Annotated in this window: 14 protein-coding genes; 6 read left to right on the top strand and 8 right to left on the bottom strand. The window is 44.3% G+C overall.

What is annotated here, in order from left to right; translation table 11 throughout:
- The first annotated feature begins 138 nt into the window (after positions 1-138).
- From GO003_RS19795 to GO003_RS19785, 3 genes are read left to right on the top strand one after another with little or no spacing between them, the layout of a single operon-like run.
- Positions 139-657, top strand: coding sequence for a 3'-5' exonuclease family protein (locus GO003_RS19795; protein ID WP_206444786.1), 519 nt, complete (start codon positions 139-141; stop codon positions 655-657).
- A 6-nt stretch (positions 658-663) separates the two neighbouring features.
- Positions 664-2,775, top strand: a complete 2,112-nt coding sequence (locus GO003_RS19790; protein ID WP_159658819.1) for an HDOD domain-containing protein — start codon at positions 664-666, stop codon at positions 2,773-2,775.
- A gap of 39 nt (positions 2,776-2,814) precedes the next feature.
- Positions 2,815-5,304, top strand: a complete 2,490-nt coding sequence (locus GO003_RS19785) for an EAL domain-containing protein (protein WP_159658820.1) — start codon at positions 2,815-2,817, stop codon at positions 5,302-5,304.
- A gap of 47 nt (positions 5,305-5,351) precedes the next feature.
- Here GO003_RS19785 and GO003_RS19780 read toward each other — a convergent pair whose 3' ends face one another.
- Together GO003_RS19780 and GO003_RS19775 are read right to left on the bottom strand one after the other, a co-directional pair.
- The gene (locus GO003_RS19780) at positions 5,352-6,287 is read right to left on the bottom strand and encodes a response regulator transcription factor (RefSeq protein WP_159658821.1); all 936 of its coding nucleotides are present in this window, start codon (positions 6,285-6,287) and stop codon (positions 5,352-5,354) included.
- Positions 6,284-9,649 carry a hybrid sensor histidine kinase/response regulator gene (locus tag GO003_RS19775; RefSeq protein WP_159658822.1) on the bottom strand — a complete coding sequence of 1,122 codons (3,366 nt, stop codon included), beginning with the start codon at positions 9,647-9,649 and terminating at the stop codon, positions 6,284-6,286. The genes GO003_RS19780 and GO003_RS19775 overlap by 4 nt, the downstream gene beginning before the upstream one ends.
- Before the next feature lie 364 nt (positions 9,650-10,013).
- Between GO003_RS19775 and GO003_RS19770 the strand changes: the two genes are divergently transcribed.
- Both GO003_RS19770 and GO003_RS19765 read left to right on the top strand, forming a co-directional pair.
- Entirely contained in the window at positions 10,014-10,403 is a 390-nt protein-coding gene (locus GO003_RS19770) for a hypothetical protein (RefSeq protein WP_159658823.1), read from the top strand.
- Between the two features lie 283 nt (positions 10,404-10,686).
- Positions 10,687-12,462: an ABC transporter transmembrane domain-containing protein gene (locus GO003_RS19765; protein ID WP_231089102.1), complete on the top strand. Its 1,776-nt coding sequence runs from the start codon at positions 10,687-10,689 to the stop codon at positions 12,460-12,462.
- 191 nt (positions 12,463-12,653) lie between these two features.
- Here the strand turns inward: GO003_RS19765 and GO003_RS19760 are convergent, their stop codons facing one another.
- The 6 genes from GO003_RS19760 to GO003_RS19735 form a co-directional block, all read right to left on the bottom strand.
- The gene (locus tag GO003_RS19760) at positions 12,654-14,315 is read right to left on the bottom strand and encodes a glutamine--tRNA ligase/YqeY domain fusion protein (RefSeq protein ID WP_159658824.1); all 1,662 of its coding nucleotides are present in this window, start codon (positions 14,313-14,315) and stop codon (positions 12,654-12,656) included.
- Between the two features lie 458 nt (positions 14,316-14,773).
- Positions 14,774-15,037 (bottom strand): hypothetical protein, encoded by a 264-nt coding sequence (locus tag GO003_RS19755; protein WP_159658825.1) that lies wholly within the window; start codon positions 15,035-15,037, stop codon positions 14,774-14,776.
- Between the two features lie 41 nt (positions 15,038-15,078).
- Positions 15,079-16,911, bottom strand: a complete 1,833-nt coding sequence (locus GO003_RS19750) for a Na/Pi cotransporter family protein (protein WP_159658826.1) — start codon at positions 16,909-16,911, stop codon at positions 15,079-15,081.
- Between the two features lie 189 nt (positions 16,912-17,100).
- Positions 17,101-17,919 (bottom strand): MOSC domain-containing protein, encoded by an 819-nt coding sequence (locus tag GO003_RS19745; protein WP_159658827.1) that lies wholly within the window; start codon positions 17,917-17,919, stop codon positions 17,101-17,103.
- 13 nt (positions 17,920-17,932) lie between these two features.
- Positions 17,933-18,265: a hypothetical protein gene (locus GO003_RS19740; RefSeq protein ID WP_159658828.1), complete on the bottom strand. Its 333-nt coding sequence runs from the start codon at positions 18,263-18,265 to the stop codon at positions 17,933-17,935.
- A gap of 46 nt (positions 18,266-18,311) precedes the next feature.
- Positions 18,312-18,707 carry a PilZ domain-containing protein gene (locus GO003_RS19735; RefSeq protein ID WP_159658829.1) on the bottom strand — a complete coding sequence of 132 codons (396 nt, stop codon included), beginning with the start codon at positions 18,705-18,707 and terminating at the stop codon, positions 18,312-18,314.
- Between the two features lie 459 nt (positions 18,708-19,166).
- On the opposite strand from GO003_RS19735, the gene GO003_RS19730 reads away from it, so the two are divergent.
- Positions 19,167-20,330, top strand: coding sequence for an ABC transporter substrate-binding protein (locus GO003_RS19730; protein WP_159658830.1), 1,164 nt, complete (start codon positions 19,167-19,169; stop codon positions 20,328-20,330).
- Positions 20,331-20,333 lie beyond the last annotated feature (3 nt).

Below are 20,333 nucleotides of genomic sequence, written 5' to 3'. Positions count from 1 at the left end.
TTGAAATCATTAACGCGGTGAGTTTCCAAAATAAACCGTTTTGTGGGGCTATTTTGGGCCTAAAATTAATTTTTTATTCTAAACTTCATAAGCAAAAAGCCTATCAATCATTTCATCTAAATCAATCAGGGAGAATTTTTGTTCAAGCCTAGTATTATTGATATCGAAGCTTCAGGGTTTGGAAAACTGAGTTATCCCATCGAAATCGGAATTGTTTTAGCGTCTGGTAAAAAATATTGCAGTTTGGTCAAACCCGCCCCCGAATGGCAGCATTGGGATGAAGATGCGGAAAAAGTTCACGGCATTGCCCGGCAGACACTGATTGCAAATGGACAATCTGTTGACAAGGTGGCTGCGGACATTAATCACATTTTATCCGGTGTCACTGTTTACACGGATTGTTGCAGTATAGACAAACCCTGGTTGGATAATTTATTTCAGACCGCCGGGTTTAAAACGCTATTCTATATAAGAGATCTTGAAATGATCTTGAATGAAGCGCAAATGAACATCTGGCAAGAAACCAAATTACAGGTTATTTCGGATCTGCAATTAAGCCGTCATAGAGCCAGCGCTGATGCTTTGATTATTCAGGAAACCTTTATGCGCACAAGTCAGCGATCCATGGCATTAAATACCTCATCGACGACCCCGTAAAAGCTTATGGATACTGCCTTGTTAAATATTCTTGCGCGGATCGATACTCATCAACTTCCTGCCATTCCTAAAGTATTGTTAGGTCTGATCGAGGCTTTTCAGAATCAGCAAACCGGTTTTGATGATTTGACTCGGATTATTGCGCAGGATGCGGGACTCAGCTCAAAGGTTTTAGCTGCAGCTAATTCGTCTTTTTATCAGCAATTCGGCGAGCTGAAAAATTTAAACCGGGTAGTGGTGGTTTTGGGACTGGAAACCTTAAAGACCATAACGATGACCAGTGTGACTCAGCAGTTTTTTAGTCAGATACCCCCGTCCCAGCAAAACTTTCTTGAAGTCATCTGGTTTAGATCTCTGGCCTGCGCTCATTTCGCCCGAAGGCTCGCCAAATTGACCGGTTTTGAGTCGCCGGATCAGGCCTATTTGACCGGTTTGTTGCACCGACTCGGACAACTGGTCTTGTTGCAATGTTTTCCCAAGGAATATTCCGCATTGTTGAACGAGCATTCCGAAGATGTTGTTGAGGTGCTTGAAAAGAAGGTAATCGGTATTTCCCATAGTGAAATCGGCGCTCATATTATAGAGACCTGGAAAGTTCAAGGATTTATTGCGGATGCTGTTCAATATCAAAACCACGACATAGCCGCTATTCTGGACAGTTCTGCGTTAGTTAAATTGGTAAATTTGGCCGCACAATTGAGCCGTCTCGATAGCCAATCCGAAGTGCGGATTTTTGAAGCCGCTTTCACTTTATTCGGACTGAGTCAGCCTTTACTGGAGGAAATATGCGCCGATGTGATGGCGCAAGTGAATAAAACCGCAGGAAGTTTAGGCGTTTCATTGGCTAAACGGGACGACAGTACGGCGGTTATTAAAGCCAGAGTGGATCAGCGCAGTGCGATTTTTAAACGCCTGGGAGAGCACACCAAGGATTTGGCCTATATTGGTGCAATAACCCGTAATAATGACAATTGCGTCCCGCTCCATAATGTCATCGGCAAGATACGCCGTGATTTAAAAGTGTTGTTCGGATTAAGTACAACCGCTGTCTTTCTGTTAAACAAGGAAAACATGATACTGGAGGGCTATTCCGAATCAGAAGAAGCTTTATCGAAACTATCGATCGATTTTAAAGAGAATCGAAGTCTGGCTGCCAATGCATTGTTACAAAAAAGGATACTTGATTCTTTTAACACGGTATTGCCGGACCCGGTTCCTGTCATTGACCGTCAGATTTGCCGCCTGCTGGCAGCCCAAGGCATGGTTGTGATTCCGTTGATTGCAAAAAATCACAGTTTGGGCGTGGTTACAGCAGGATTAGAATCCAGTGATCTCCCTAAATTAAAAGCCAAGCTGGGCTTGATTGGGATGTTTTCAGGCGAAGCGGCACAATCTATTTTAAATCACCGTCAGACTGATGAATTTATTCATGACAGTGTCGATACCCTTCGAACCGATTTTCAGTTACAGGTCAAGAAGGTGATACACGAAGCCAATAATCCGTTGAGTATTATCAATAATTATCTTTATTTACTGGGCCTTAAACTCGGAGAGAACGGTCCTCAGGAAATAGGGCTGATCCAGCAGGAAATCAATCGAGTCGGTGAACTGATTCTGACTCTTTCCGATAGTCAGGGGGCTGTCAACGAAGAAAACGACCTCGTTGATATTAATGTCTTGATACTAGATCTTGTCTCATTGTTTAAAGGCGGTCTATTTGCTTCTTATCGAGTGAGTTCAGTTTTAAAGCTTGATGATAAGCTTCCAAAAATAGCGATAAGCAAGCCCAAACTCAAACAATTACTGACCAATTTGATTAAAAATGCCGCCGAAGCTTTCACTTCCGGGGGGAATGTCACGATTATTACCCAGGACCGGGTTTATCTGGGCAGTAAATGTTGCGTTCAAATTGAAATAAAAGATGATGGTCCAGGCTTTCCGGAGAAGATCAGCAAAAACTTGTTCAGCCCCGTGATAAGCACTAAAGGTGCCGGGCACTCAGGGCTTGGCCTGACTATCGCCAAAAATCTTGCCGACGAATTATCCGGTACGATAAGTTGTATTTCGGTGCCTGAGGTAGGAACAACCTTTCAGATTTTTCTACCCCGTAAAACATAACCCCTACTATAATTAGCATCTCATAATAAAGGCTATAAAATGGATGCAAGAACTGATTTACATTCCAATTCCGATCTTGAGATTCTCGTTATCGACGATGAACCTAAAGTTAGAGATAGTCTGCAAGATATTTTGAAACTCTCGGGTTATCGAGTCGTAACTGCAGGCAATGTGCAAGCGGCTATCCGATATATCAAAGAGCGTGATATTACCTTGATTCTGCTCGATCTCAATATGCCCGTTCACGACGGGCACCACTTGCTGGAATATATTGACCGTTACCAGTTAGACGTACAGGTTGTCATTATCAGCGGTGAAGCCACTTTTTCTCAAGCTTCCAGATCCTTGCGTTTCAACTTCGTTCAGGAATTCATAAAAAAACCTTATGCGGTTGAAGCCTTGTTACACTCGGTTGAAATGGCTGCTGAAAAAATCCGGTTAAAAGAAGCCAACATCAAGATCCAGGCGCAGTTGTCCAAATCCGAGCAGTTGCATCGCTTTTTCGTCGACAGTTCGCCCGATATTATTTATATGCTGAACGATAGGGGGGAATTTGTATTTTTGAATAACGCTATAGCCAAAATTCTGGGTTTCAAAAAACAAGAAGTCATCGGTAAACATTACTCTGACCTGGTCTACCAACCTGATATGGAAAAGGCCAAATACGCATTTAATGAACGCAGGACCGGTGACCGGTCGACCAAAGCGATTGAATTGCGGCTTTGCTGCAAGAACAGTAAAGAGCCGAAATATGTTGAAGCCCATTCGATCACGATTGTGCTCAGTTCCAAAGGTGTTTATAAAAAGAAACTGGACAACAAAGAATTTGTCGGGACTTACGGTGTCATCAGGGACATTAACGATCGTAAACTTTCCGAAAATATGCTGCGTAAACTTAATCTGGCGGTTGAGAACAGTCCTAATCTGATATATATCACCGACAGTAAAGGAACGATTGAATATGCCAATCCCAAAATAGTTGATATTTCAGGTTATACCGCCGATGAGGTGTTAGGTCAGAATCCCCGTATATTCAGTTCAGGCGAAACGCCGCCGTTTGAATACAAGATCCTTTGGGATACTATTTCTTCAGGACAAATTTGGCGGGGTGTATTTAAAAACAGAAAGAAAACAGGTGAATTGTACTGGGCTCAACAATCCATAGCCCCCATGCTGAATTCCGAGAAGTGTGTGACCCATTATGTCGCAATCCAGGAAGATGTAACTGAGGCACTGCTTCAGCGAGAACAAATTTCTCATCAAGCCACCCATGATTCTTTGACGGACCTGATCAATCGCAGTGAATTTGACCGGCGTTTAAAGCGGATTATCAATACGGCTAAAATCAATAATTCCGAGCATGTTTTATGCTATCTGGATCTGGACAATTTTAAAATTGTAAACGACACCTGTAACCATTCAGCCGGTGACGAAATGCTGCGTCAAATCAGCAGCCAATTGACAAAACTTATCCGCTACAGAGACTCAATTGCCCGGCTGGGTGGCGATGAGTTTGCTATTCTAATGGAACATTGTTCGCTGCAGCAAGCGCTTGTGACAACGGAACGCATCCACAAGCAAATCGAACAATTTCAGTTTTATTGGGAAAACAAATGTTTTCGGATCGGTGTGAGTATTGGTTTGGTATTGATCAATTCTGAAAATAGCGCCTTTGATGATCTGCTGGAGCGCGCCGATATGGCCTGCTACCTCGCGAAGAAAGCCGGCCGTAACCGGTCTCATGTCTTTGATGAACAGGACCAGGCCAATATCCTGCGTCAAAATGAGCTGCCCTGGCCTGAAAAAATCAGGGATGCGTTAAGCCAAAATCGATTCAGGCTTTACCGGCAAAAGATTATGCCTTTAAATTCAAGGGAAGGAGAGGGAGAGCATTACGAAATATTGATTCGCTTGGAAGACGAGGATGGGAATCTGATCTTGCCCTGTGCTTTTATTCCTGCAGCAGAACGCTATCAACTCGCTGTTGACTTGGACCAATGGGTAATCCGTAACCTGTTCGACTGGTTTCTCCAGCATCCTGAACGGTTGCAGGCGTTAGCCTTGTGTTCGATCAATCTTTCAGCTTCCAGTCTGGCAGGCAAAAAAATGTCGGGCTTTATTGTCGAGCAATTCAAAAACACCGGCTTGCCGCCCGAAAAGTTTTGTTTTGAAATTACTGAAACAGCCATTATTGCCAATTTGACTTCGGCAACTGAATTCATCATTTCACTTAAAGAGCTGGGTTGCTTGTTTTCGCTGGACGATTTTGGTAGCGGCTTTTCATCGTTTTCTTATCTTAAAAATCTTCAAGTCGATTTTCTTAAAATGGATGGCATTCATGTCAGAAATATCGAATCTGATCCGGTCTCATTGGAGATGGTCAAGTCAATTAACGATATTGCCCACCTGATGGGTAAAAAAACCATTGCCAAATTTGTCGAAAATGATGAAGTTTTAAAAATACTGGTGGGTTTAAAGGTTGACTACGTTCAAGGTTACGGCAGCGATATGCCTTCAGTTTTGCTTTAGTTCTACCCTGACGACGCGCCCCCATCTAACGCTAATTAGACGGATCATTAACCCGACTGAAACGCTTTGGCAACCGCTGCCGCTCTGGTTGATACGCCCAGCTTCTCGAAAATATGTTCAAGGTGTTTATTGACAGTACGGGGACTGCTGCCCAGAATGATGCCCACTTCTTTATTGGTTTTGCCGCGTGAAATCCACATCAATATTTCAGCCTCTCGCCCGGTCAGGCCGAGTGACTCCCGCAGCGCTTCCATATCCCATGTTTCCTGCCGTTTTGAAAGAAAGAGCAGATATTCAGCAGAATGTTCACAAGGCATCATGGTCAATACTATGCCTTGATAGGCAAAATCTGTCCCTGCCTGATCGGGTCCGGTTGTAACAAAGTGCTTGATTGCTTGCATGATCCAATCTTGAATGGGCATTGGCAAAGCATAAGCTAGATCATTTTGTTCAGACTCAGTGTGTTCTGCTGAAAACGATTGGAGGATGGTTTTGGCTGCTTCGGTCATCCATGTGATTTCACCGCTTGTATTAACCGTTAATACGGATACAGCGCTATGATCCAGGGCCATACGAACTTGTAACATCTGCCTGGCCTGATTCAGGTGCACTTCAATTCTGGCCAGCACTTCAGGTGGACGAACGGGTTTGACGATATAATCCAGCCCGCCTTCCTCGAAACCTCTCAGCAAATGTTCCAATTCGGTCAAGCCGGTCATGAACAACAGCGGAATATCGCCAGTTGCAGGGTCTGCTTTTAAGCGTTGACAGGTTTCAAAGCCGTCAATACCCGGCATCATGACATCCAGCAATATAATGTCCGGTTTTAAAAAGCCGATTTGTTCGATGGCTGAGACCCCGTCAGTAGCCACCAGAACGCGATAACCCGCTTCGAAAAGCAGATCAGAAAGCATAGCAAGATTGCCAGGGGTGTCATCGACAATCATGACCGTCCCGTTATGGAAAGGGGGTTCAGTTTTCATGTTGCATAAGTCAGTATTTGCTTGAGTTCTGAAAGTTTAAAATCATCAGCCAGTGCGATCAGTTTTGTTGAAAAACCGTCGTGTATCCTGCCGTTTTTTTGCAACTGGTGAATCGCGGCCTTCAATCCTAAAATGTCGCCAATTCTAACAAAAGCCTGCAACATTTCGAGAACTTCCCGGTCGGGAGGAATCAGCACGATAGCAACTGCGGGCTTGTTGTCAGGATCATCTTCGCCTTCGTAAACCCAATCCAGGGCAAGATGCAGTTTGAGTTTGTACAGCAGGTCCGAGATCTGTATCGGTTTACTGAGAAAATCGTTGCATCCGGCATGGATAGCGGCAAGCCGGTCTGAACTGTAGGCGTTGGCGCTTAACACGATGATCGGTAAGGTATGGCCTTGCTGGCGCAGTTGTATCGCCGTAGCAACACCATCCAGGCCCGGCATGCTGATATCCAGCAGGATCAAATCAGGGGTCTGTTTGGCAACCGCCAATAAGCCGGCTTCTCCCGAGTCAGCCTGTAATGTATTAAACCTTAAGGGCTGCAGAATGGAGCACATCAGATCACGGTGTTCAGGTTGGTCATCCACGATTAAGATCGTTTTTTGGGGGCCGAGATAGCCGGTAATGTCGGCCTCTCGTTGTAAGTGGTTATCCCCGCCCAGATTCGGCAGGAACAAACGGACCGTAAACGAAGAGCCCTGTTCAGGCCGGCTTTTTACCGTGAGTTCGCCGCCCATGATTTCTGCCAGAATTTTACTGATCGTGAGGCCCAAGCCGCTGCCTGAAACAGGATGTTCGGCCGTATCCATCAAACGCGTAAAGGGCTGGAAAATATTTTGTAATTCCTCTTCCCTGATACCCCTGCCCGTATCGGTTATCTGGAAGGTCGCTACTTCACCGCTGTAGCCGATACGGAACAAGATGTCTCCGGAAGTGGTGAATTTAACCGCATTGCTTAATATGTTAATTAATATTTGCCGTACGCGCTTCTCATCACCCTTGATTCGTTTCGGCAATGATTGGGTGATCTGGCAGCAAAATGCCAAGCCTTTTTCTTCTGCTTGAGCTTTGTAGATTCTCACCAGATGTTCGATAAAGGCCGGAAAGTTGATCGGTTCAGATTTTAATTCAAACTTCCTGGCTTCGATGCGGGCAATATCCAGAATATCCTCAATTAACGAGGATAGATGTTCACCGCTGCGTTTAAGAATATCGATAGCGGAGCGCCGATGCTCGGGAATAGCCGGGTCTTTCTGCAAGACATAGGCATAACCGATGATGCTGTTCAGCGGTGTTCTTATTTCATGGCTCATATTGCTTAAAAATCGGCTTTTCGCGCTATTGGCCTGGTCTGCTATTTTTAGAGCCTGCTCCAGTTTGATATCGGTTTTTTTATGTTCCTCGATTTCCATCAATAACAATTGTGTTTGTTTGGCGGTTTCTTCATGGGCAAAGCGGCGGCTTTCGTCATTCAAAATCAACCACCAGGTACACAAGCCGATGAAGACCAGCAGAGAGGCATAAATTTTGACGAAATTGGCTAACAAGAGGTCGAAAGAGGGCAAATACTTTTGCGCAACCAACAAATCCTGGTAATAAATAATGCCTATGAAAATGCTGGTGAGTATTGTCAAAAAGCCGAATAACAGAAAAAAGCGCAGTAATCTTAATCGGGAGTGCAGCGACATATTTGCCGGAAAAATCCGGTTGGCAAACACTTCCAGGTAATCGTCCAGCCTGAAACCAGGCTTGCAGGCATCCAGACAACGTGCATCCAGGGTACAACATAAGGAACAGATAGAACCCGAATAGGCCGGACAATAGGCTAAATCCTCCTGTTCAAACTGGTTTTCGCATATGCTGCATTTTTGATGCGCGGCGCTGTTATTTTTATGGCGGTCGCGTGCCAGATAATGTCTGTTACCGAAACGCCAGGCCATCAGTGGGCTTAATAGAAAAGCCAGGCCCAGCGCGATAAAAGCCGAAAATGCTTGAGGGTATAGACCAAACAGACCGACATAAGACAAAATCGATATCACCGAAGCGGCGAGGGTTGCAATGATGCCAACCGGATTGAGGTCCGGCAGGTAGGCCCTTTTAAACTCGACAATTGGAGGACTTAACTTTAACGGTTTGTTGATTAAAAACTCTGCGGCTACAGCGCTGATCCAGGCGATAGACATATGCGAAAAAAGGCCCAGTACTTTTTCTAAAGCGCCGAATACACCAAACTCCATCAACAGCAAAGCAATGGCGACATTGAAGAACAGCCAGATAACCCGACCGGGATGGGTATGAGTCAGGCGGGAGAAGAAATTCGACCACGCCAGTGATCCTGCGTAAGCATTGGTGACATTAATCTTGAGCTGACTGATAATCACAAACAATAAAGTGCAGGCCGCAACCCATTCCGGATTACTAAAAAGCGTACCGTAGGCAATCTGGTACATCTGAGTTGGCTCATGCGCATGCTCCGGGCTGATTCCATTGCGGATTGCCAGATGAGCCAGCAAGGCGCCGCCTAATTGTCTAAGCATGCCGAATAAAATCCAGCCGGGGCCGGCAGCAAAAACACCGGCCCACCAGCGAAATCTGTTTTCATGTTTTTTTTCAGGCATAAACCTTAAAAAGTCCACCTGTTCGCCGATCTGGGCCATCATCGAAAAAGCCACCGTTGCCGCGCTGCCAAACAACAATGCATCGAATCCCCTGCCGCTTCCGGCGATCCAGAAATAAGTGGAGAGCGTTAACTGCGCTTCCGGTTCATGCATAAAAACCGCGACATAAGGCGCAATCAACATAATGAGCCAGACGGGTTGTGTCCATAATTGCAATTTACTGATCGTGGTGACACCGAAAGTCACCAGCGGTATCACCAGAACAGCGCTTATCACATGAGCGAGAGCCAACGGCATCTGAAAATATAATTCCAGCGCCAGCGACATGATGGAGGCTTCCAGTGCGAATAAGGTGAATGTAAACGACGCGTAAATCAGTGATGTTATGGTAGAGCCAATGTAGCCGAAGCCCGCGCTGCGCGTTAGCAGATCAATGTCGATGTTATAGCGGGCCGCATAATAGCTGATTGGAAAGCTGGTAATAAAAATGACCAAACCCACCACTAGAATCGCCCAGAAAGCATTAGTGAATCCGTAATTGATGGACAAAAATCCGCCGATAGCCTCCAGCACCAAAAAGGATGTCGAGCCGAATGCGGTATTGGCTACCTGAAATTCAGACCATTTGCGAAAACTGCGCGGAGCAAATCTGAGCGCGTAATCTTCCATCGTTTCATCAGCCACCCAGGAATTATAATCCCGGCGAATTTTTGAAATAGTTTGATGAATGGGTCGGCTCATTGGGTTGGCACAGATGAACTCAAGTCGGTTGAATTGGGCATTTGCTGAACAAATAGGTAACGTCGGTTAATTGATTGCGACAGAAAGAGGGTTACAAAGTATAGGAACGATTCATAATGGGGCACATTTGCTCACTATTTAGCAATAAATGTTCCTTACTCATTCGGTGCGGCAATTACTTGAATTAATTAGGATTTACTGAGGCTAAAGATGAGTTGGATGCGTTATTTTGCATTATTCTGGTGCATAAAATGCTTTTAGCACTAAAAGAGTGCCTAATTTTTATGAATTCGATCTTGTCAACAGATGACTGATAGTAATTAACGTGTTATGTTCGGTATGCAATTTAACGAGGAGAGACACCATGAATATAATAATCAAAACCAGTTTATTTTTAGTGCTGACCCAGTTTGGGCCGCTGGCTGTGGCGATGGAAGACACTATGCCCCAAAAGTCCGATATGAAAATGGAAAAACCCATGAAACATAAGGCCGGCATGGGTGCTGGTAAAGAAGACGGTATGGCCGGTATGGAAGGCGGTAAAGAAGGAGGCATGGGCGGCATGGATGAATCCAAAATGATGGAACATATGAAGATGAGGCAAGAACATGACCTTAAAATGCATGATCTTTCCAATAAAATTCTTGCGGAAACCGACCCAGCTAAAAAACAAGCATTAAAAGATCAACAAATCGAGCTCATGAAATCCCATCATATGCATATGATGCAAATGATGAAAAATCATAAAATGTAATAAACTCGGTTGAACTTTAGTTCGTCCAACGCTACAGATTTAAGCCGGTCAAGGTCAGTTTGTCTGACCCTGACCGGCTTTTTTCGCCCACCCCTCACTCCCTACGAAAAAATTGAATAGGGGAATGTTTTGCGGTTTTCTTGACGCGTTTTATTCAAGGTTGCATAGCTTAGGGGCCATCAAAATCCAGGTCCCGAGTTGATTGGGCTATGAAGTTTTGTGTATTTCATGCGTTTTGTGGACAATGCGTAACAACAGATCTTAACTACGAGAACTCTCCTCATTGAATGAGCCTATTGCCCGTTTAGCCTCGACAAAAATCAAAATATTCAGCCGGCTGTCCGTTTTTTTCAAGCCCTATAAATTCAGAATGCTGATGGCGTTCGTTGCACTGGTGATAGCTGCCGCATCCTCTCTTTCGCTGCCCCTAGTTATCAGGAACATTGTCGATCAAGGATTTTTTGTTAATCAGCAAGCGGTTATCGACAGGTATTTTTTGATTCTGTTGGCAATTGTCGTCGTGATGTCCTTGTTTTCAGCATTGAGATATTACTTGGTCATGTGGCTGGGTGAGCGAATCGTTGCCGATATTCGTTCAACCTTGTACCAACATGTTTTGGCGATGGACTCGGTTTTTTATGAAGAGACACCCTCCGGCGAAGTCTTGTCCCGATTGACGACCGATACCACATTGGTGCAGTCAGTGGTCGGTGCCGGTCTCTCGGTCACGCTACGCAGCCTGTTTTTACTAATGGGCAGTCTTTTTATGATGACGCTGACCAGTCCCGAGTTGACCGGACTGATTGTTGTGATTGTGCCTTTGGTGATTTTTCCTATCATTTTCTTTGGCCGTAAGGTCAGGTATTTGTCCAAAATCAATCAGGATTCTATTGCACAATCCAGTGCGATAGCCGGTGAAACACTGAATGCAATACATCTTGTTCAGGCCTATGTATTGGAGACGTATCACTCCAGTCGCTTTAATGATTCAGTGGCAACTGCTTTTTCCACGGCCAGACGCCGGTTAAAAGCCCGCGCTTTATTATCGGCTTTTGCACTCTTTATTGTGTTTAGCGCGATCATGACAGTCATCTGGATCGGTGCCCGTTTCGTCATGGCCGGTCAGCTCACCGTTGGAGAGTTAAGCCAGTTTATGATGTATGCGATCATTGTGGCTTCCAATACGGCGTCACTCAGTGAAGTTTGGGGGGATGTTCAAAGGGCGGCCGGTGCCATGGAGCGTATTTTGCAGCTGTTAAACCAGTTGCCGGCACTGAAACGGGTTGAGCATCCGAAAGTGATGAATCCGTTGACCATTGACCGGATTCAATTCGATCGGGTGTACTTCAGTTACCCATCAAGATCTGAACACTATGCATTGGAAGATTTTTCATTAATGATTGAACCGGGTGAGACCGTGGCTCTGGTGGGGCCATCCGGGGCAGGGAAAAGTACTGTTTTTCAATTATTGCTGCGCTTTTACGATACGCAGCACGGTAGTATTCGTTTGGGAGGTACCAATATAGCCGAGGCTGATATTGATCAGTTGCGACGCAGTATCGGTATTGTTCCTCAGGATACGGTCATTTTTGCTGCAGATGTCATGGAAAACATTCGGATGGGTAAACTGGATGCCACCGATGCTGAGATTAAAGCGGCGGCAAAAGCGGCTGCGGCGGATGAATTTATCAGTCATCTTCCTGATGGTTACGACACCTTTTTAGGCGAACGAGGCATCAGGCTTTCCGGAGGTCAGCGCCAGCGCATCGCTATTGCCAGAGCCATTTTAAAAAACCCGCCTATTCTTTTACTGGATGAAGCAACCAGCGCATTGGATGCGGAGAGTGAAAAATGGGTGCAGGCAGCGATGGAACAAGTCATGAAAAATCGCACCACGCTGGTTATTGCGCATCGCCTGGCCACGGTATTGAATGCGGATCGAATTGTAGTAATGGATAAAGGCAAAATAGTAGCCAATGGAACGCATCAGGAATTGTTAAAGCAAGGGGGACTTTATGCGCGGCTGGCTGCTTTACAATTTGGCGATATTCATTTGTGAATCAATGCTGGCCTCGTTGTTGCCGGCCACTGGGGTTTCAGAAGAGGCTTTTATTCATTTCATACTGAAAAATCGTTCGATTTCGTTAAAGCCGCAGAATTGACCGTCGAGGACCGGACCGACTTCAACCGGTCAATGTGCGGTGACGGCAGCTTTCATGCTGCCGTCATCCACGTCCCCCAATCAGAAGATTATTTCCCCCAGGTGTCTCTGAGGGTCACCGTCCGGTTAAACACCATAACGCCTTTGTCGGTATCTTGAAGGTCGCGGCAAAAATAACCCAAGCGTTCAAACTGAAAACGGCTGCCAGGTGCCGATGTCGCCAGACTGGATTCAACGCGACAATACTTAAGCACTTCAAGTGAATGTGGATTCAGCGCATCCAGGAAGTTGGTTAATGTATCAGGGTTAGGATGATTGAATAGCCTATCGTACAGGCGTAATTCAGCGGGTACTGAATGCTGTTCGGATACCCAATGAATAACGCCTTTTACTTTACGGCCTTCAGGATTTTTGCCCAGTGTATCGGGATCGTAGGTACAACGAAGTTCGACAATGTTCCCTTGTTCATCTTTGCTGATTTCATTGCATTTAATGACATAAGCTCCACGTAAACGCACTTCGCCGCCATTAATCAAACGCTTGAATCCCGATGGCGGCACCTCGGCAAAATCATCGTGTTCAATCAGTACGGTTTTTGAAAACTGAATGTTGCGGGAGCCCATTTCCGGGTGCTGCGGATGATTGCTGATGTCAAGAGACTCAACCTGATCTTCAGGATAATTGTCGATAACGATTCTTAGTGGTTTTAATACCGCCATGGCTCTGGGCGAGTTTTCGTTAAGATCTTCACGAATGCTGTTTTCAAGTACAGCCATTTCAATCCAGGAGTCTTTTTTGGTGATACCGATACGTTCGCAAAAATCGCGAATGGCATTGGGGGTCACTCCGGCTCGTCTCAGACCTGCAAGAGTGGGCATACGCGGATCATCCCAGCCGTCGACATGTTTTTCCATGACCAGCTGATTGAGTTTGCGTTTGCTGACGATACTGTATTCCAGTTGTAAGCGCGCAAATTCAATCTGTTGCGGATGGCAGGGCACATCGAGTTGGTCCAGGACCCAGTCATAAAGAGGGCGATGGTCTTCAAATTCCAGTGTACACAATGAATGAGTGATGTTCTCCAGTGCATCGGAAATACAGTGGGTGTAATCATACATCGGATAAATACACCACTGATCGCCGGTCCGATGGTGGTGAGCGCGGCGAATCCGATAAATGGCAGGATCGCGCATGTTGATGTTCGGAGAAGCCATGTCGATTTTTGCCCGCAACACATACTGGCCATCAGCAAAATCGCCATTTCGCATACCTTCGAACAGCCGTAAGTTCTCTTCTATGCTCCGGCTTCTGTCGGGACTTTCCTTGCCGGGTTCGGTAAGCGTGCCCCGATATTGTCTTATTTCTTCAGGTGACAAGCTGTCAACATAGGCTTTATCCTGTTTAATCAAATCAACTGCATACTGGTAAAGTTGTTCGAAATAATCCGAAGCATGTCTTAATTCGTGCCATTCAAAACCCAGCCATTTCACATCTCTTTCTATGGATTCCATATACTCGATGCTTTCTTTTTCAGGGTTGGTGTCATCAAAACGCAGATTGCAGGTGCCTTGATATTCAGCAGCTGTCCCGAAATTCAGGCAAATCGATTTGGCATGACCTATATGCAGATAACCATTGGGTTCGGGAGGAAACCGGGTGGCGACCCTGCCATTGTTCTTGTTTTGTTTCAGATCATTGTTGATTATGTGACGGATAAAATTTGAAGTCGATTGATTTTCGTTTGTTGACATGGGGTTTATTACATTGAATGCGTTAAATTTTAACGCGGTTGAGTTGTGAAATGAGCCGGCTTGAAGCCGCACAGGTCCAGTTTTTAGAACGTTGCAACATTCTTAGGGTTGGCAAAATACTACTGCAATAAACCTACTGCGTAAAGACAAGCGTTAAAGGCCACCAATTCCCTGTTTGAACTTTTATTTAGCTTTGCGTGTTGGCGTAAGCCTTACGAGGAACGCTGTAAACCCCTTCATGGAAGCTTGACTGCAGCATTCCTGCTGCCGACATCCCCGCAAAACTGACGCCTCCCCTTTTTATCATCCAACTGGGAATTGTTGGTTTAATACTATGAATTTGCTAAAGGCCGACGGGACTTGTATTTTGATCCACCGGGGTTAAATGTTTAGTCAAGATCCTGGCCACATTTTGATTGATCACTCTGATTTTAAAAATTGCTGTTTTATGCAGATTATCAGCTCAAATTTTTAATGTTTTCATAAATTTCATGCAATGCGGCGATTCCCTTTTTGTATTGCATGCGAATAATTTCATGTTCTGTCTGAAACAGCTTTATCAGTTCAGGATCCTGGGTTAGCAGGATCTCATTTTCAAGCGCCTGTTGTTTCTTTTTTAGTTTCTCCAATATGTTTTGCAACTCTTTGGCATGAGCTTTATTTTTTTTAAGCTCGGGCCGGAAAAAACGCTGTAACTTAATTAATAACTTAACTATGTTCATATAAAAACTCTATCTCAGCCAGCTTAAAACGGGCCATTGGATCAGTTCAGATCGGAATTTTGTTCGTAAGCGGGGTTGATTTTTTCTATTACCTGTTTTATTTCCGAGTCATTCAAAGCCAATTTGAGTTCGGGGCGAAACATTTGCGGGCTTTTGTGCAGAAATAAAGTCTCCGCAGCTTTTACAAGATTTGACTTAATACTGTACATATAAGCGCTATCATTGATCAGAGACGAGCCGGTCTGTGGGGTTATTTTTTTCTCTCTGATCAGCTTTTCTATCTGGCGGGTCACTTGAAGATCATCTTCTTCTATTTTCGATTTTAATGAGTCCAGCGACAGCAAAGGCAATTCATTTTGAGCTATTTTTTGTCTGAATTGCTCGATTTCCCTGATCATCAACGCAATCTGAAACGCTATTTTCTGATATTCATCTCGGGCTTCGGCTGATTGTGAGCGCCCGTAACGTATCCAGTTTTTTTGCAAATGCTTGGTATCTTTGATGGCTTCGACAATATGACGGCCTGAATTCCTGAGCCAATAAAGTTTGGAAGATTGTTCCATTTCACGGCTGAATGTGGCTTGACTTATAAACTCAATAATTGCGCTGAAGATACCTTTGATGCGTTTTTCGTAGCCCGCATCGATGTCGTAATAAGTACCGGTGCTGTCTTTTTGCAATGCAGCCCAAAGCATGTCATTGTCAAGAAGGTCCCGTCGGTGTAATCCGAACGTTTTAAGCACAATATGAATGGCGTTTTCATAAAGATGAATGGTTTCCAGTCGGACCGATTCGACAAAAGTTTCGGGAAATCCTGCGGCTGAGTCTGTTAAATATTTGGGCTTAAAAATATTGGATTTGGCCGGTTTAATGATTTTCTCCAGCACTTTAACCAATTGGTCAATAAATGGAAACAGCAAAATGATGCCAAACAGATTAAATAGACTATGAAAAATAGCCAGCTTAACCGTGTAGTTATCAGCTGCGATGGTTAAAATCTGTGCAACCCAATCAACACATGCTTCAAAGTACTGGATTAAAACAAGTGCAAGTACGCCGGTGACCATATTAAATAAAAAATGGGCTGCTGCAAGCCGTTTTCCTTCCACATTGGCGCCCAGCGATCCCAATATTGCCGTAATCGTTGTTCCAACATTGGATCCTATCGCCAAAGCTAAAGCATTTTCATAGGTTATCTGGTGAGCGGCTAGTGCGGTGATAATCAAAACCATAGTCGCGTGACTGGATTGCATGATGATGGTGGCGGCAAATCCCATCAGGGTATATATCAGTAAGCCGCGTATTCCGGTTATGGCGTATTCAACCAGATCAAGTGTCTCTTTGATGGCTTCAAAACTTTCTTTCATATAATGAATGCCAAGGAATAAAAATCCCAGGCCTGCCAGAATGTAACCCAGTCCTTTTATTTTTTTATTGCCTTGAAAAATAAACAGAATGCCGAAGACTAATAGCGGGAGGGCGTATTCAGATAAATTGACTTTAAGTCCAAACCCTGCAATCAGCCAGGCTCCGGTAGACGTGCCCAGATTTGCACCGAAGATAACGCCTATACCTGCAGCGAGTTCAAGCAGTCCGGCACTGATAAATGAAATTGTGATGATAGAGACCAGCGAACTGGATTGCATCAACGATGTTGCAAGAATCCCGAACCATAGGCTGCGCCAATTTGTCCTCGTGGTTTTTCTTAGAATCCGTTCAAGTGTGCCGCCGGTAAAAGCGTTAAAACCTTGCTCCAGGGCGAGCATGCCAAATAAAAAAATCGAAATACCGGCGGCAATGCCAGTAAAGTCGTTGCTGAGCCAGAAGCCATAAATGAGGAAGGGGACACCAAGGATGAGCAGAATATTTTGCATTAGGTGGACAAGATAGCTTGAATATTGGTTTTATGAGATTGGAGCAACGGATTAGCTTTATGCCCGGCATAAAAAGATCAGGATTAAGGATAGCTCTCCTTAAGTTGCTTGTTGTCAGGCTTACGCCGGATTAATGATTAAAGACTTTGCCTGGTTGCAAAGATTGTAAGGGTTGTCTTACGAACTGATTTATTGGAGCGGTGGTTGTTTGGGTCCATGACTCAGAACAATTAGCGCATCATCAATGTGTAATTTTCCTGGCCTATCATGAAGTGCATTTTGACCAAAAAAGACTTGGTTATTCCATTTTCTGGTTCGATTAAGTGTACGTAGCGGTTCTTTACCTTGTTGCCCGGTAAGAGGATCAATCGTAGTGATAGAGCAGCGAGAACAAGGTTTAGGTAGCCGAAACTCAATTGCACCAATTTGAATGGTTCGCCAAGTATCTTCTGCATAAGGCTCGCAACCAGTCACTACAAGATTCGGCCTAAAACGCGTCATTGAAAAGTTTTCGTTCATTTCCTCATTCAAAGCCACAAGTGAAGCTTCGGAAATGATTAAAAAAGGAAATCCGTCTGAAAAGTAGATTTTGTCATTAGGCTTTGCGTAGTTTGGATCAACAGCACGAACAGCATCCTCGGGCTGATAGACTAAACGACAATCAGTTTCTAAAAAATGGCTTAGCCAGTTACTGGCTGCTTGTAATGCGGGTTTTGCTAAACAACTGTCATTCCAGATTTTAACTTTTAAAGAAGTCGTATGACCCGATTCATAAGGCACTGTTATCGGCGGCATCGATTCTGCGGAAAGATGCAAACCTTCTTCAGACAGCGACGTGCTGATTAATGCCATTTTTGGCAATTGCCGTTGAGTAATAAAACGGTTTTCCTTATCAACTATTACCCACCTTCTGTCGTGCAATAATCCTTTTTCGTTAACGGGCCATGATTTAACATTAAATCCCCCAAGGGATTTTACCGGATAGACATAAATTGACTTGAGATGCATAGCCGTCGACTGATTAACCGGTCAGGCTTCTTATCATATTGGAGGTGAAGTTGCTTTGAGCGGAAAAAGAGCGGCCCGGATCATTCTGCATGGCAATTTTAATGTCATTGATTGTTGCCTGGGCTTCCTGGTTGTCAGAAATTTGAGTTTTTGTCTGTTCGGTTTCGTTTTTTTGAAACTGCCGGGATAATTTGACTGCATCATCAGATAGTTTGACTTTATTTTCAGATTCAGTCCGGATAGGCCTGTCGGCTTGCTCAATTGCCGTCTGTGTTGTCTGAAAGTTCTCTTTGGAGGCTGTCAATGGGGGTGCTGAGTGGTATGTGTTAATAGCAGAGGTTTCCATGACTTTTTCCTGGTTGGATCGTAAAAGGTGACGAAATCAATTTTATCTATTTGAATACTAGATCTACTTGAGTCTTAAGTAAATGATCAGCCAAATTATTTTCTTGCTTTTCGAACTTGATTCCGTATTGATATTCAGATTTGATACAACAGTTTTTGATAAAAGCATTAATTTTAAATTCTACACCGTCCTCGAATCTAAAAGTCAGGTAGACTGGTTTTCCGATTTTTAGCCGTTTAGCAACTGAAATGTTTACACCCCGGCTGCTTATATCGAAAAGCTTGACATCCATTGTGCTTTTCAAGCCTATGAAATTTCGGATCGAGAGGGTGGTTTGAATATCATTGCGGACATAACGCACTGATTTTCTTCTATTGGAATGAACCAGATCGTCGTCATAGGGAATTGGGTCATCAACATCTTTACTTGGGGTTGACGGCATTAGGACATTCCTTAAATTTTCTTTGTTATTAATTATCGTAGAATCAAAGAAATAGTGAAACGGTTAAAATAAAAAATATTTCTCTTAAATCACAAAGCTTTACCGATAAGGGCTGATTTAACAGCCGTAGCGTAATATAATTGGCTTTTGTTGGTGAATGCATTGAAATTTCAGCTTTGAATAAACGCATGAAAGCAGGCTTTTAGTTTTGAAAGTAGAAAAGTTAAGACTTCCATTCCCTTGTGTCCTGCTTTAATAAGGGTTAACTGCTTTTCAGGAAATAAACTTGTTTTTAGTCGATTACGTTACAATGTTCAAGCATCGTATTACTATTCATCGATTGTTTTCAAGCATGCAAACATGTATACGCGTTTAGTTTTTGCATGCCCAAGTCGATGGCAAGCTTACAAAAATTCGTCTTAACCCCCCTTGTTTTTGACAGAAATCCAGGAATAAATCATGGCTTACCCTTTTAAATTAAGAGTACTGTTTCTTTATTTTTTTTGGGTTGGTTTAGCCGCGGCAGCAAATGAAAAAGAGATCAAGATTGCCTATTTCAGCCAGGAACTTGCCCCGCCGCAGTCGCTGTCCAATCTTGACCCTTTTATAAAAGATAAAGGCTTTCCTGGCGCGCAACTCGGTATTGCTGATAACAATACAACCGGCCGATTCACAGGACAAGTCTATATCATCGATAAGATAGCAGTCCCTATACAAGGAGACAGTTATCAGCTTTTTAAGGATAAAGTCCTCAATAAATACGCATTTGTCATTGCCGATTTGCCGGCTTCACAATTAGAAAAAATCAGTGAACTGGCTAAGCCTGATCAGATGCTCATTTTTGATGCAAATACGTCGGATGATGCCTTAAGAACAAAATGCTTACCTCAAGTGTTGTTTATTCTCCCCAGTCGCGCAATGCGGGCCGATGCTCTTGCGCAATACATGATGAAAAAACGTTGGTCAAAGTGGTTTCTGGTCGTCGGACCTGCCAAAGAAGACGCGCTTTTTGCGGCTGCAATTAAACGTTCGGCTAAGCGTTTTGGAATCAAGATAACCGCTGAAAAAAAATGGGAACATACCTTTGATGCCCGTAAAACCGAGCAGTCTGATATTCCAACATTTACGCAGTCCGGGGATTATGATGTTTTGGTTGTTGCCGACGAACAGGGTGCATTCGGCGAGTATTTGGATTATCGCACCTGGAGTCCCAGGCCGGTTATCGGTACACAAGGTCTTATTGCAACAGCGTGGCACAAAACACATGAGCAATGGGGGGCGATACAAATGCAAAACCGTTTCAAGGATAAAATAGGTCGATGGATGGAAGAATCGGATTACGGCGCATACATGGCCGTGAGAGCCATAGGTGAAGCGGCAACGCGGACCCATTCTGTAAATTTGGCTGATATTAAAGCCTATATGATGAGTGAAGACTTTGCCCTGCAGGGCTATAAAGGCAAACCACTATCCTTTCGGGTTTGGGATGGCCAGATGCGACAGCCCATTTTACTGGCTGCGCCTCGCTCACTGGTGGCTGTTGCCCCCGTAGAAGGTTTTTTACATCCTAAAACAGAATTGGATACCTTAGGCTTCGATCAACCTGAATCACTTTGTAAATGAGGT

Origin of the sequence: Methylicorpusculum oleiharenae (genome assembly GCF_009828925.2) — a bacterium.
Taxonomy (GTDB): domain Bacteria; phylum Pseudomonadota; class Gammaproteobacteria; order Methylococcales; family Methylomonadaceae; genus Methylicorpusculum; species Methylicorpusculum oleiharenae.
This window is presented reverse-complemented; position numbering and strand designations above follow the sequence as displayed.